The sequence below is a fragment of the Rhabdochlamydiaceae symbiont of Dictyostelium giganteum genome, from assembly GCF_964291045.1.
GTDB lineage: Bacteria > Chlamydiota > Chlamydiia > Chlamydiales > Rhabdochlamydiaceae > PALSA-1444.
The window spans coordinates 1621335-1634709 of sequence record NZ_OZ197277.1; the positions used below are offsets into that span (position 1 = coordinate 1621335).

At 38.3% G+C, this 13375-nt stretch carries 9 protein-coding genes; 8 read left to right on the top strand and 1 reads right to left on the bottom strand.

All coding sequences use genetic code 11. From position 1 onward, the window contains the following. Positions 1-4 precede the first annotated feature (4 nt). Entirely contained in the window at positions 5-1117 is a 1113-nt protein-coding gene (locus ACI7T6_RS05910) for a Glu/Leu/Phe/Val dehydrogenase (RefSeq protein ID WP_404665454.1), read from the bottom strand. 222 nt (positions 1118-1339) lie between these two features. Here ACI7T6_RS05910 and ACI7T6_RS05915 point away from each other — a divergent pair, with 222 nt between their 5' ends. The 8 genes from ACI7T6_RS05915 (at position 1340) to ACI7T6_RS05955 (ending at position 13224) form a co-directional block, all read left to right on the top strand. Beyond that, positions 1340-2155: a DUF6444 domain-containing protein gene (locus ACI7T6_RS05915; protein ID WP_404665455.1), complete on the top strand. Its 816-nt coding sequence runs from the start codon at positions 1340-1342 to the stop codon at positions 2153-2155. A 16-nt stretch (positions 2156-2171) separates the two neighbouring features. Next, entirely contained in the window at positions 2172-2804 is a 633-nt protein-coding gene (locus ACI7T6_RS05920) for a transposase (RefSeq protein ID WP_404665456.1), read from the top strand. 5050 nt (positions 2805-7854) lie between these two features. Then, on the top strand, positions 7855-8592 hold the full coding sequence (locus ACI7T6_RS05930) for a DUF2709 domain-containing protein (protein ID WP_404665457.1): 738 nt from the start codon (positions 7855-7857) through the stop codon (positions 8590-8592). After that, positions 8567-9019 (top strand): tRNA (adenosine(37)-N6)-threonylcarbamoyltransferase complex ATPase subunit type 1 TsaE, encoded by a 453-nt coding sequence (tsaE, locus tag ACI7T6_RS05935; RefSeq protein WP_404665458.1) that lies wholly within the window; start codon positions 8567-8569, stop codon positions 9017-9019. The genes ACI7T6_RS05930 and tsaE overlap by 26 nt, the downstream gene beginning before the upstream one ends. After that, positions 9016-9618, top strand: coding sequence for a ribosome biogenesis GTP-binding protein YihA/YsxC (gene yihA, locus ACI7T6_RS05940; RefSeq protein ID WP_404665459.1), 603 nt, complete (start codon positions 9016-9018; stop codon positions 9616-9618). The genes tsaE and yihA overlap by 4 nt, the downstream gene beginning before the upstream one ends. Before the next feature lie 6 nt (positions 9619-9624). Then, positions 9625-10374, top strand: a complete 750-nt coding sequence (locus ACI7T6_RS05945) for a putative quorum-sensing-regulated virulence factor (protein WP_404665460.1) — start codon at positions 9625-9627, stop codon at positions 10372-10374. A 9-nt stretch (positions 10375-10383) separates the two neighbouring features. Then, entirely contained in the window at positions 10384-11607 is a 1224-nt protein-coding gene (locus ACI7T6_RS05950) for a phosphoglycerate kinase (protein WP_404665461.1), read from the top strand. Between the two features lie 90 nt (positions 11608-11697). Beyond that, a complete protein-coding gene (locus ACI7T6_RS05955; RefSeq protein WP_404665462.1) occupies positions 11698-13224 on the top strand; it encodes an Npt1/Npt2 family nucleotide transporter in 1527 nt (508 codons plus the stop codon). The last annotated feature ends 151 nt before the right edge of the window (positions 13225-13375 follow it).

Sequence of the window (13375 nt, forward strand, 5' to 3'; positions counted from 1 at the left end):
TCCCTTAACTATAGGTAGAAAAGTGGTGATATCTAGGAGCTAAGACTCTTCTACCAATACCGTATTTAAGTCTATAATCTCCTAAGGCAAGCGCTGCTTGATGCGTCGAGCACTGATTTTGATCCGCAATAGCAAAAAGTTGCATGAGTTGATCAAAAAGTCCATGCACCTTGGTTCTTGCTTTAATCGGATCATACCCTTCATGTTCTAGCTCAAAACTGACGTTAATGAGGCCTCCCGCATTAATCACAAAGTCTGGCGTGTATAAAATGCCTCTTTGACGAATGAGATCCGCATCACTATCTTGAAGAAGCTGATTATTTGCACACCCAGCAATCGCTTTACACCGCAGCTGTAAAATGGTTTGTGCATTTAAAATGCCGCCCATTGCGCAAGGAGAGAGCACATCACACTCACTACTTAAAATATCATCTGCAGGACACGCTGTAGCGCCAAATTTCTTCGCAATGCGCTGCGTTTTTTCCCAGTCGATATCACTCACAATCAGTTTAGCACCTGACCAGAATAAAATTTCTGCGAGTAAAGAGCCCACACTTCCAAGTCCTTGAATAGCAATTGTCTTTCCTTTAACAGAGCTATTTTTTTCTGTCACTTGAAGAGCAGCTTGTATGCCTCGATAAGTTCCCCATGCTGTAAAAGTTGCAGGATCTCCGCTACTTTTATCGTGAGATAGCCCCACAAAATAAGGTGTATGCTGAGCCATGAGCGTGACGTCACTTAAAAAACAGCCTGAATCTTCAGCTCCCGTGTAGAGCCCTTCTAAACGGTGAACCGCTTGCGCAAATGAAATAAGCATTTCAGGTGTTTTTTGTTTAGGATTACAGATGATGACACTTTTTCCTCCGCCAAGACCAAGTTCTGCTAAAGCAGCTTTATACGTCATTCCTTTAGCAAGTCTTGTGGCATCTGTTAGAGCCGCATCAAAGTTGGGGTAAGGGTAAATACGGGTCCCTCCAAGTGCTGGGCCAAGGGCAAGAGAGTGGATACAAATGATTCCTTTTAAATTCACCCGTTCATCAGAAACAACTACCACTTTTTCATACCCTTTCACTGCAATTTCTTTCAGTTCAAGAGAATCCATTATGTCTTCTTTCATAAAGCTATCCTTATTTCGTAAAAACGATAATAACAGATTAGGAAAACGAAAAACACATATTTTTCTTTTCTTTAAGAAACCCTCTTTAGAAAATAAACCGCTCTTATCTGTGACTAAAATAAGAGGCATAACCTAAGGAAAAATGTAACTATTCAGATACCCATGCCTATTCCTGATAAATTTTTTATTCCTTTTTACAATCATAGTTAGTAACCTGGGAATATGTCGATAAAGCTAGAAAATCTTACACCAGATTCTATTGAAGAGATTTTAAAAATTCTCCCTGAACAGACACCACCATATGTTCATCTTTTGGTGCAACAGCTACTCACTACAATTCAAAAACTAGAAACTAGAGTTCAAGATCTAGAAGCTAGATTATCCAAAAATAGCTCTAATAGTCATAAGCCCCCTAGCAGTGATGGTTTTAAGAAAATCCCTAAAAGCTTAAGAGAGTCTTCAGGTAAAAAAGTTGGAGGACAAGAGGGACATAAGGGCGTAGGAAGATCGCAAGTGAGTCATCCTAATCATACGTTTTTATTAAGTCCTGATCGCTGTCAACATTGTCACGCTTCTCTTGAGGAAATTACAGGAAACTGCGTAGAAAAAAGGCAAGTGTTTGAGCTCCCTCAACCTAAGATAGAAACGACTGAATACCAAGCCATAGAAAAAACATGTTTGCGCTGTGGACGATTAACAAGGGCTTCTTTTCCAGAGCATGTGAAGGGTCCTGTGCAATTTGGAAGCCGGATAAAAGCTTTAGCTAGCTACCTGAGCTCTCTACATTTTATCCCCATAAATAGAGTCTACCAAATTTTTAAAGATCTTCTTGGAATATCCCTATCTCCAGGGAGCTGTATGAACATCAATACACAGCTTTTTACAGAACTTCACTCGTTTGAAGAGGGATTAAAAAAGGATCTTTTAAGTTCAAAAGTCTTACATTTTGATGAGACAGGAATGAGATGTGAGAAAAAGCTGAAGTGGATCCATGGTGCAGCATCTCCAGATGGCAACTCTTTATATGATACATCATAAGAGAGGAAAAGAAGCTATGGATACAATCGGAATCTTACCTCTTTTTAAAAACTATGCTGTTCACGATCATTGGAAGTCTTATTTTAATTATCCGGGCTCAAGTCATGTGCTGTGTAATGTCCATCATTTAAGAGAGCTCAATTTTATCTATGAAGAAGAGAAAGAGGAACGTGCCTTAGCTATGAAAAAGACTCTTCTTTTTGCTTATCAAGCTCTCAAAAAAGGGCCTCTAGCAGAAGAAATTATCAAAGAAATCCATCACTCTTATAATAAGGCTATCCAAGAAGGATACTCTCATCACGCAAAACTTGAATCCTTAACTCCTGGAAAAAGAGGAAGAACTAAGCAAAGGCCTGGAAAAAACCTCCTAGATAGACTAGAGCAAAACGTCTCTTCTGTTCTAGCATTTACCAGGGACTCTAAAATCCCTTTTAGTAACAATCAAGGGGAACAAGATATTCGGATGGTTAAACTCAAACAAAAAATTGGAGGGTGCTTCCGAACACTTCTTGGAGGACAAATTTTTTGCCGAATTAGAAGTTATCTTTCCACAGCCCGTAAGCAAAACTGGAATATGTTGGATGCAATTACAGATGCTATTCAAGGAAATCCGTATCACCTAACAGGTCCTCCTCAGTTAGCTCTTTAGATTTTTAAGAGCTAAATCATACCCCCCCTATACACAAATATGTGTATAGGGGGGTATCTGAATAGTTACGGAAAAATCAAGATTTCCTTCCTCTGATTTTTACACCCCTTTTTCAAATAAAAAAATTGATTTATTCAGACACTCCTCCCTTCTTGATTAGAGATCATCATAAAGCAATTCATAAAATTAATTATTATCACTTTATGGAGAGCTATTATTGTGATGACAGAAAGTTCTAACGCTATGTAATATTTGATTTTACGTTTTATGTTTAATTAAATGCAGAGGAGATATCTATGAGCATGCCTTTAAATGTCTTAACAACTGCTGGCTTAATCAAGATGCAGCCGTCTTCTTTAGATGCCTCTAGCCATAAAACCCGGCTCTACCATCTCTCTACTCAAAACCCTGAAACTCTTATCAATATTCAAAAGGCGCTAGAGCAACAACTCAAAAAAGGCAGACTTTACGAAGGTGATGTCTCCAAATGGGATCATGATGCCAAGACAAAACCGTATCTTCTTAAAGAAGGAATGCTTCTAAAGTGGATTTCAGAAGAAGATGCTCTTAAGTTACAAAATAACTCTTCTTACTTGAGTGAGTTGAAACAAAGTCTATTACAAGACTCAGCAAGTGTGGAAAAGGATAGCGGCATTCAACCTGAAGATATAGAAGCTTACGATCTAATTTTATCAAAAATATTAAGCAGTAATAGGGATGATGATCCTATCACAAATGAAGGTCATAACCCAATAGAGCTTCTTGAAAAGTATCTAAAAATTGCTCTAGATCTTCAAAAATGTGAAGGAGAGGAAAGAGCTTATAGTAATTTGGGAAAGACTCACTACTTTTTAGAAAAATACCGTAAAGAAGTAGCTCTTTATGAGAAGGAGTTAAAAATTGCTCTTGATTTTCAAGACCGCTTAGGAGAGGGTAGGGCCTATTCCAATTTAGGCAATGCTTACCGTTCTTTAGGAGAATACCCCCAAGCGATAGAGCTTTATGAGAAGGCTTTAAAAATTGCTCTTGATCTTCAAGACCGTGTAGGAGAAGGCAGGGCTTATTACCATTTGGGAAATAACTACTGCTCTTTAGGAGAATATCCTCAAGCGATAGAGTTTTATGAAAAAACTTTAAAAATCGCTCTTGATCTTCAAGATTGTATAGAAGAAAGGCTGAGTTATAACAATTTAGGAAATGCTTATCTTATTTTAGGAGAATACCAGAAGTGGGAAGAGTTTCATGAAAAAGCTTTAAAAATTACTTTAAGCATTCAAGAATATAAAGTTGAAGAGAGGATTCATGGCAATTTAAGTAAATACAGTCAAGAGATAGAGCTTCATAACAAGAAGTTGCAAATTTCACTTCGTCTTCAAGATCGTGTAGGAGAAAAAATAGCTTATGGCAATTTGGGAATTGCTTATCGCTCTTTAGGGGAGTACAGTAAAGCGATAGAGTTTCATGAAAAAGCTTTAAAAATTGCTCTTGATCTTCAAGATCGTGCAGGAGAAAATGGGACTTATTGCAATTGGGGAAATACTTACTACTCTTTAGGAGAATACCGTAAAGCAATAGAGTTTCATGAAAAAGCTTTAAAAATTGCTCTTGATCTCCAAGACCGTAAAGAAGAAGGGATAGCTTATTACAATTTGGGAATTGCTTACCACTCCTTAAGAGAATATGACAAAACAATAGAGCTTCATGAGAAGGTTTTAAAAATTGCTCTTGATCTTCAAGATCGTATGGGGGAAGGAAAAGCTTATTGCAATTTGGGAAATACTTACGATTCCTTAGGAGAATACCGTAAAGCAATAGAGTTTCATGAAAAAGCTTTAAAAATTGCTCTTGATCTCCAAGACCGTAAAGAAGAAGGGATAGCTTATTATAATTTGGGAATTGCTTACCACTCCTTAAGAGAATATGACAAAACAATAGAGCTTCATGAGAAGGTTTTAAAAATTGCTATTGATCTTCAAGATCATATGAGGGAAGGAAAAGCTTATTGCAATTTGGGAAATACTTATGATTCTTTAGGAGAATACCGTAAAGCAATAGAGTTTCATGAAAAAGCTTTAAAAATTGCTCTTGATCTCCAAGACCGTATAGGGGAAGGAAAAGCTTATTGCAATTTGGGAAATACTTACGATTCTTTAGGAAAATACCGTAAAGCAATAGAGTTTCATGAAAAAGCTTTAAAAATCGCTCTTGATCTTCAAGATCATATAGGGGAAGGAAAAGCTTATTGCAATTTGGGAATTAGCCACCGCTCTTTAGGAGAATACCGTCAAGCGATAGAGTGCCATGAGAAGCATTTAAAAATTGCTATTGATCTTCAAGATCGTATAGGGGAAGGAATAGCTTATTGCAATTTGGGAAATACTTACGATTCTTTAGGTGAATGCTCTAAAGCGATAGAGTTTCATAAGAAAGATTTAAAAATTGCTCTTGATCTTCAAAATCTTGCGGGAGAAGGGAGGGTTTATTGCAATTTGGGAATTACTTATTACTCTCTAGGAGAATATCGTCAAGCAATAGAATTTCATGAGAAGCATTTAAAAATTGCTCTTGCTCTTCAAGATCGCAGAGAAGAAGGGAAAGCCTATGGTAATTTAGGAAATGCTTACGTTTCTTTGGGAGAATATCATAAAGTGATAGAGTACCATGAGAAGGATTTAAAAATTATGATTGATCTTCAAGACCGTATAGGAGAAGGAAAAGCCTATTGCAATTTGGGAATTACTCACAACTCTTTAGGAGAATATCGTAAAGCGATAGAGTTTCATAAGAAGGATTTAAAAATTGCTCTAGATCTTCAATATTATCTAGGAGCTGCAAGGGCTTATTGCAATTTGGGAATTACTTACCACTCTTTAGGAGAATATCGTAAATCAATAGAATTTCATGAGAGGGTTTTAAAAATTGTGGTAGACTTTCAAGATCACATAAGAGAAGGAAGAACTTATAGCAATTTGGGAATTGCTTACTTCTCTTTAGGAGAATATCGTAAAGCGATAGAATTTCATGAGAAGCATTTAAAAATTATTATTGACATTCAAGCCCCTTTAGGAGCAAGAATTGCTTATAGCAATTTGGGAAATGCTTACCTCGGTTTAGGAGAATGCCGCAAAGCGATAGAATTTTATGAAAATAATTTGATAACTGCTCTTGATCTTCAAGATTGTATAGAAGAAAGGATGAGTTATAACAATTTAGGAAATGCTTACCTCGCATTAGGAGAATACCGTAAAGGATTGGAATTTTATGAAAAAACTTTAAAAATTTTTCCAGATCCTCAAGACCCTGTAATGGAGGAAAATATTTATAGAAATTTGGGGAATGTCTATTATCATTTAAAAGAATATACCCAAGCTGAAGAGGCTCTACATAAAAGCATTCAGATTGCTACATCTCTTCAACAAGGTGTTAAGAAATCCAAATGGCAGATCACCTTATTTGAAGGGCTATCATTACCGTATATCTCACTAGAAAAGACTTTGCTTCGCCAAAATAAGACCTTAGAAGCCTTACAAATCTCAGATAGCAGGCGAGCCCGGGCGCTCAATTCTTTGATCATGGAAAAATTGCCTCTTGAAGGATCTAAAATATCCTCTCTAGATTCTTTAACATTTGAGAAAATGAAAAGCCTAGCTGAAAAATTTCATACGATATTTATCACTTATTCTCTCATAGATGTAGATGAAAATTCCTCTATTCAAGCTTGGATCATTTCTCCTAATCAAGAACTCATTTCAATTGCTCTTCCTTCTAACTTAAGTGGATTTAACGATATTGATAACACTTTAACAATATTTCCTTACAAGCCAAGATCAAGGCCTAAATTTGGGATAAAAGCTATAGATCCATTTAAGAGGCACCTCTCTTATTGGTATGAGCTTCTCATCACTCCTTTAGCTCCCTATCTTCCAGCAGCAGACTCAGGCCAAAGCCTCACCTTTATCCCCGATAACTTTTTAGCACATCTTCCCTTTGGAGCATTTTATAATACAGCTAACGATCAATACCTGATTGAAAGGCATCCTATCTCGGTCGCTCCTTCGATCAAAGTTTTATCCCTTCTTGATGAGCTTCCTAAGTTATCAGTTAATCAAGCTCTTTTAATTGGAAATCCTACAACCCCTCGTGAAGTGGATAATAGGCTTAAATTTACCCAAGTAGAAGTTGAGGAAATAAAAAACCTCTTTAATCAGAAAAGAGCTTCTGAATCGCTTATTAAAACACAAATATTCACAGAAACGTTTGCAACAGCAGAAAATGTTCTTAAGAAAGCCCCTCATGCTCAGTTGCTTCATATGGCAAGTCATGGTGTTATGGATGAACCCCTTGGTGAAAATCCTAATCCTCACTCAGTTTTTAAAGGACTTTTTAAATTAGCTAAAGATGATGCTCACCCTTTTGGACAACTCCGTTCAGAAGAGATTGCAGATATGGTTCTTAAAACAGATCTTGTCTTCATGAGCGCCTGCCATTTAGGAAGAGGCAACCTTAAGAGAGAAGGAAGCGTTGGCCCCATATGGTCTTTTTTAGGGGCAGGTGCAAAATCCACTATTGCTAGTTACTGGCCTCTTTTAGATTCAGAAGTGACTGTCAAAATGGTGAAGACTTTTTATCAATATTTCCTAGGCGTTGAAACTCCTAAACTCAATAAAGCACATGCTTTACAAAAAGCGATTTTGATAGGCATGCAAGAAAATAGAGATAATATTGATCAATGGGGAGCTTTTTTCTTATCAGGATTAATAATTTAGAAAGTAGCAAAAAACGCCTCTTGATTCATAGTGCTTGATCCGAAAGGTTTGATGACCCATAAAAAAAGTGATTTATAAGTTGATGCGTTAATTTTTGAGAAACTGTTTTTTAATTTTTAAAAACCCTCCCTTAAAGAAAATGCAGGGATGATAAAAACCCCGTAGAGCTCCATTTCACTTTAACTTAAGCCCCCCTAACTTCTTAAAATCCTATCCCATCCCTTGAAGATTATCTCCTGTTACAGTACCCTAAATGGATTAACCTGGAGATAGGTAGATTTTTCATGTCAAACATTGTTATTTCAAGTCAATTAAAAGAAGGGATCCTTCTATTCCTCAAAAAGAATAAAAAAGCTGACCTTATTACCACCTATCTGTATTTTTTAAAGAAAAAATTTAATATTGAGCCTGTTCTTTTTTTAAGAGAAAAAACGATTTTCCAAAGTCAAGACGACCTCGTTCACAAACTTGAAAAAGAGGGAAAACTGTGGAGAGAGACGGAGATTAAAATCGAAGTAGGTCAGCCCAGTGTTAACGAACAGACGAAAAAAGTTTACATCTGCCCTTTTACAGGTAAAGTGTTTGGAGATAACACCCACCCGAACCCTCAAGATGCGATTTATGACTGGGTCTCTAAATGTCCTGAAAACACAGAAAGACAAGACGGCCTCCGTGTAAAGCGGTTTTTTGTATCAGAAGATAGCGAAGTGATTAAAAACTACATTGGTAAACGTAAAGAGCCGATGAAAAAGATTGTTTTCTCTTCTGCTGTAACAGGAAAACTGTTTAACTCAAAACAAACTGTGATTGATGATTTTACAAAAAATCAGTTAAAACCTTTAGACCTTGTGGAAGTCACCAACCAAAACAGATTCCAAATTGAAGACAGATTCCTCCAATTTATCCAGACGCATTTAGAAGAGAGCCGCATTTCTGCCTTTGTGGAAGCGCTTTCAAAAATTGAAGAGTTTTCTTCTTATGTGGACCACTGGCTTGATGACACTAATGAAGGAACTTCTTAAACAGATCTCCTCTCCTCAAGAGATGGAGCAGTTCGGCCGGGAGCTTGCCATCTTGCTTCAAAAGCCTAATCTGATCTTGGGGCTAAAAGGAGATCTCGGCGCAGGAAAAACTACGTTTCTTAAAGGATTTATCTCCGAGCTAACGGGAGAGCCTGCGCGCCATATTCAAAGCCCAACATTTACCTATCTTCAGGTTTATCAAGGGCTTCACTATGATCTTTACCACTTTGATTTATACCGTATTCAGCATGCAGAGCAGTTTGTTTCTGCAGGATTTTTAGACTATACAGTAGCTGGGGGCATTTGTTGCTTTGAATGGACCGAAAGAGTGGAATCTATACTCCCTAAAAGCACGTTATTTCTAGATATTCATTACCAAGGTGCAAGCGCTAGGGAATGCAGGCTTTACACAAAGGAGCCGTTATGAAAAAGTTTTCTTTTGATTCAGCTAAGTTTCTTGGCTCGATGTTAAAACCTACCGATCAACTGCTAGATATGCATGGCAATGAAATGCCAGAGATCGCTCTTGTCGGAAGATCCAATGTGGGAAAATCTTCTCTTATTAATCATCTTCTTTCTTTAAAAAAGCTAGCTTTTGTCTCTTCAAAACCTGGAAAAACAGTGACGCTTAATTTCTTTAAGGTGGATGAAAGGTTAATTCTTGTTGATCTTCCAGGCTACGGCTTTGCGAAAAGATCTCACGAAGATCAAGCGAGCTGGGGAAAAAGCATTCACGATTATTTCACCAAAAGAAAATCCCTAAAAGTGATCTTACTCTTAGTGGATAGTAGAAGAGAGTTTTGTGAAGAAGATAAACAAATTGCCCTATGGGCAGAGCACCATCAAAAATCGGTTGTGATCGTCTTTACAAAATCTGACACCATTAAAGAGGGTGAAAAAAAAGCGCTCCAAGCAAAAGCTCACTCTTTAAACCCCTCTTTTCCTACGATGTATTACTCCATCAAGGACGGAAAATCTAGGGATTTTCTCATTACAACCCTTAATCACCTTCTTATACCCTCATAGGCATTCATGACTCTTTTAAACGAACAAACCTTTATCTGCCTCGATTGCGAAACAACAGGTCTTGATGCTAAATCTGATCGTATCATTGAAATTGCAGTGACGAAGTTTACTTTTGCTAAGACACTTGCCACATTTGAAACGCTCATTGACCCTGAGCAGCCCATATCAGCAGCTTCCATGTTAATTCACCATATTGATGATAGCATGGTAGCCGGGCAACCCAAAATTCAAGAGGTTCTTCCAAAAATTATTGAAATGGTTGGGCCTTACCCCGTTATTGGACATGGGATTCAAATGGATCTTTCCTTTCTTGCAGAATCTTGCAAAAGATACAACATTCCTAACCCCTTTCTCACCCTCACCTTTATTGATACGTTAAGACTTGCAAGACTCTATGGAGAGAGCCCAACAAACTCTCTAGAGAAACTCCGTCAGCACTTTAACATTCAAGCCGAAGGGGCGCATAGGGCTATGAACGATGTGATTGTCAACATCCGCGTCTTTGAATACCTCTCTAAAACCTTTAAGACAACAGAGCAGCTCCTTACAAGGCTCACTAAACCCATTATGCTCAAAAATATGCCGCTTGGAAAGTATAAGGGAAGACCTTTTTCTGAGCTCCCCATTGACTATTTAAGCTGGGCAATGAGAGCTGATTTTGATCAAGATTTGCTGTTTTCTTTAAGATCTGAGTTTCAAAAAAGAACAAAAGGAACCGGCTTTGAACAAGCCAGTAACCCTTTTGCTAAGCTGTAATTTTGATCTATGACAGTCCCTATACAAGACTACCCTCACATGAGAGATCTTCCTCTTCATTTGAAAAAGGTGCTACTACGCGTAGACTATAATGTCCCGTTAGGAGAGCAAGGAGAAATTGTAGATGACTGGCGTATTCAAAAATCTCTTCCCTCTCTCATGTACGCTCTTGAGCAAGGATCGGCGATTGTTCTCATCAGTCATCTAGGAAGACCAGAGGGAAAAGTGAGTCCTTCTTTGTCTTTGAAAGTTTGTGCCAAAAGACTCTCTTCACTCATTCCGTATCCTGTTTTTTTCTGTAATAGCTGCACGGGAGAAGAGGTTAAAGAGAGGATTCAAAAACTTCTTCCTGGGGAAGTGCTTGTGTTAGAAAATTTACGGTTTCATCCGGAAGAAGAAAATCCTCATCTTAACGTAAAGTTTGCAAAGGAGCTCTCAGAAGGGTGTGACTATTTTGTTAATGACGCCTTTGGAGCGCTCCATAGATATCACAGCTCCATCACCGAATTACCTAAATACTTCCCTCAGAAAGCTGCCATGGGCTTTCTTGTAGAAGAAGAGGTTAGAGTGTTTCAGACGCTTTTAAGAGCACCTAAAAAACCGTTTCATGTGATTATCGGGGGCAATAAAGTGTCTTCTAAGATGGGTATCCTTCACGCTCTCTTAAATCATGTAAGTGATCTATTTATTGGAGGAGGGATGGCGCTTACCTTCTTAAAAGCTAAGCAGTTAGAAACTAGCTCCTCTTCGGTTGATCCAAAGCAGCTTCAACAAGCTCTAGATTTGATGCATCTATGCCAAGAAACAAAGACAGTCATTCATCTCCCTTGTGATCTTGTCATTGCAAATCAAAAAGAAAAGGGCGCTCTTTTTAAAACTATCACACTTCCTACCTCTATTCCTGAAGGGTGGATGGGACTAGATATCGGTCCTTTAACACTAGAGGCTTGGAAAGAGCCTCTTAAAAACGCCTCTACCATTTTTTGGAATGGACCTTTAGGCGTTTTTGAAATTCCGCCGTTTGATCAAGGAACAAATAAACTAGCTCAAATCCTCTCTTCTCAAGACTGCCCCAAAATTATTGGAGGGGGCGACTCGGTAGCTGCCATTCAAAAGGCTTCTCTTTCCTCTTCATTTAATCATCTCTCTACAGGAGGGGGCGCTTCACTTGCCTATCTTGAACAACAAAGTCTACCTGGTTTAGACGCTCTTTTAGCGTCATGTGCTCCTTAACTTCACAATCATCAAACTTATTATTTTAAAGAAATCCCGTTGAACTAAAGAAAATATCGTGTATACTCATTGTGATTTATCAAGGGTAACATGAGCTTAAAATCATTTAGTACTCTTCGGGCATTATTGTGGCCCGTCCACCGGGAAGAATACCCAAAATTCATCCCGATGTTACTGATTTCTTTTCTAATTTGTTTTAATTACTACCTCCTTCGGATTTCCAAAGAAGCCGTATTAATTACAGCACCTCAATCAGGAGCAGAGGCTCTTCCTTTTATTAAAGTGTGGGTGATTCTCCCTACAGCTTTTATCCTCACATTCCTATTTACAAGACTTTCAAACTACCTGAGCAGACAAACGATTTTCTATGTCATGCTCTCCATTTTTATGGGGTATTTTTGTCTTTTTACATTCTTTCTCTATCCCAATCAAGATAAACTCCATCCTCACGCTTTTGCAGACCATTTGCAAACGCTTCTCCCTTTGGGTTTTAGAGGATTCATCGCGCTCATTAGAAACTGGACTTTCACCACCTTTTATGTGATGTCAGAGATGTGGAGCACCATGATCATGACCATCTTATTTTGGGGATTTGCAAATGACACCACATCTGTTAAAGATGCAAAACGGTTTTATGGCCTCTTTGGAGTGGGAACCAACTTATCCGGTGTCATCGCAGGAGCACTAGCGGCTCACCTCTCTACTCAACAGTTTAATCCGCTCATTCCTTTTGGAAAGACAGGTTGGGATCAATCCATTTTCCTGATTAACATGTTAGTCATTGCTTCAGGACTCATCTGCATGATGCTTTACTGGTGGATGAACCGTAAAGGATATGGATATACAGAAGAAAACTTAAGAAGCCATAGAGAAGCTCCGATTAAAATGAGCATCCGTAAAAGCTTTGCTTCGATTTTAAAATCTCCCTACCTCTGCCTGATTGCCATTCTTGTTGTGACGTATAACATTGTGATTAATCTAGCTGAAGTAGTGTGGAAAGATCAAGTTAAGCAGCTCTATCCATTAGCTGCTGACTTTAATCACTACATGGCTGAAGTGAACTTATGGATTGCGCTCATTGCAGCTATCATCTCTTTCTTTATCTCAGGAAACATCATACGGGTTCTTGGATGGACAAAAAGCGCGCTCATTTCTCCTATATTAACCTTCTTTACAGGGCTTCTTTTCTTTGGAGCGCTTCTTCTTCCTAAGGAGACGCTTATGGGGCTTGGACTCTCTTTTGGAATGGCGCAACCAGCCATTGCTGTTTTTCTAGGGTCCTTGCAAAATTGTCTATTAAGAGGAACCAAATACAGCCTTGTCGATGCGACGAAAGAACTGGCGTTTATCCCTCTTTCTAATGAAGAAAAAATACGGGGGAAAGCAGCTATTGATGGAATCGGCTCTCGTTTAGGAAAATCTGGCGGCTCTTTGATTTATCAATTTCTTCTCATTTCCTTTGGGACCATTGTAGGCAGTATTCCAATTGTGGGTGTTCTTCTGATCGTCAGCTTAACAGCATGGATTTTTGCAGTTAAGGCTCTAGGCAAACAGTTTAATTACCTCACATCAGATCACGTACCTCCTCAGGGAGAGCCTTCTGCTGTGTCTATTTAAATCCTTTTAAGAGCGCTGATTTTTTAAAGAGCGCTCTTAATATTTTCTTAAAAAACACGCCTTCTCTTTGTTGATCTCTCTGATGACACCTCTAAAAAAAGGGGGTTCATCACAACTCTTACCGCCTCTTTTGCAAGGATAAAAAAAATAA

What these genes read in the sequence shown, in the direction of transcription:
- ACI7T6_RS05910 (WP_404665454.1), bottom strand. Translation starts at nt 1,117, where the DNA reads ATGAAAGAAGACATAATGGATTCTCTTGAACTGAAAGAAATTGCAGTG.
- ACI7T6_RS05915 (WP_404665455.1), top strand. Translation starts at nt 1,340, where the DNA reads ATGTCGATAAAGCTAGAAAATCTTACACCAGATTCTATTGAAGAGATT.
- ACI7T6_RS05920 (WP_404665456.1), top strand. Translation starts at nt 2,172, where the DNA reads ATGGATACAATCGGAATCTTACCTCTTTTTAAAAACTATGCTGTTCAC.
- ACI7T6_RS05930 (WP_404665457.1), top strand. Translation starts at nt 7,855, where the DNA reads ATGTCAAACATTGTTATTTCAAGTCAATTAAAAGAAGGGATCCTTCTA.
- tsaE (WP_404665458.1), top strand. Translation starts at nt 8,567, where the DNA reads ATGACACTAATGAAGGAACTTCTTAAACAGATCTCCTCTCCTCAAGAG.
- yihA (WP_404665459.1), top strand. Translation starts at nt 9,016, where the DNA reads ATGAAAAAGTTTTCTTTTGATTCAGCTAAGTTTCTTGGCTCGATGTTA.
- ACI7T6_RS05945 (WP_404665460.1), top strand. Translation starts at nt 9,625, where the DNA reads ATGACTCTTTTAAACGAACAAACCTTTATCTGCCTCGATTGCGAAACA.
- ACI7T6_RS05950 (WP_404665461.1), top strand. Translation starts at nt 10,384, where the DNA reads ATGACAGTCCCTATACAAGACTACCCTCACATGAGAGATCTTCCTCTT.
- ACI7T6_RS05955 (WP_404665462.1), top strand. Translation starts at nt 11,698, where the DNA reads ATGAGCTTAAAATCATTTAGTACTCTTCGGGCATTATTGTGGCCCGTC.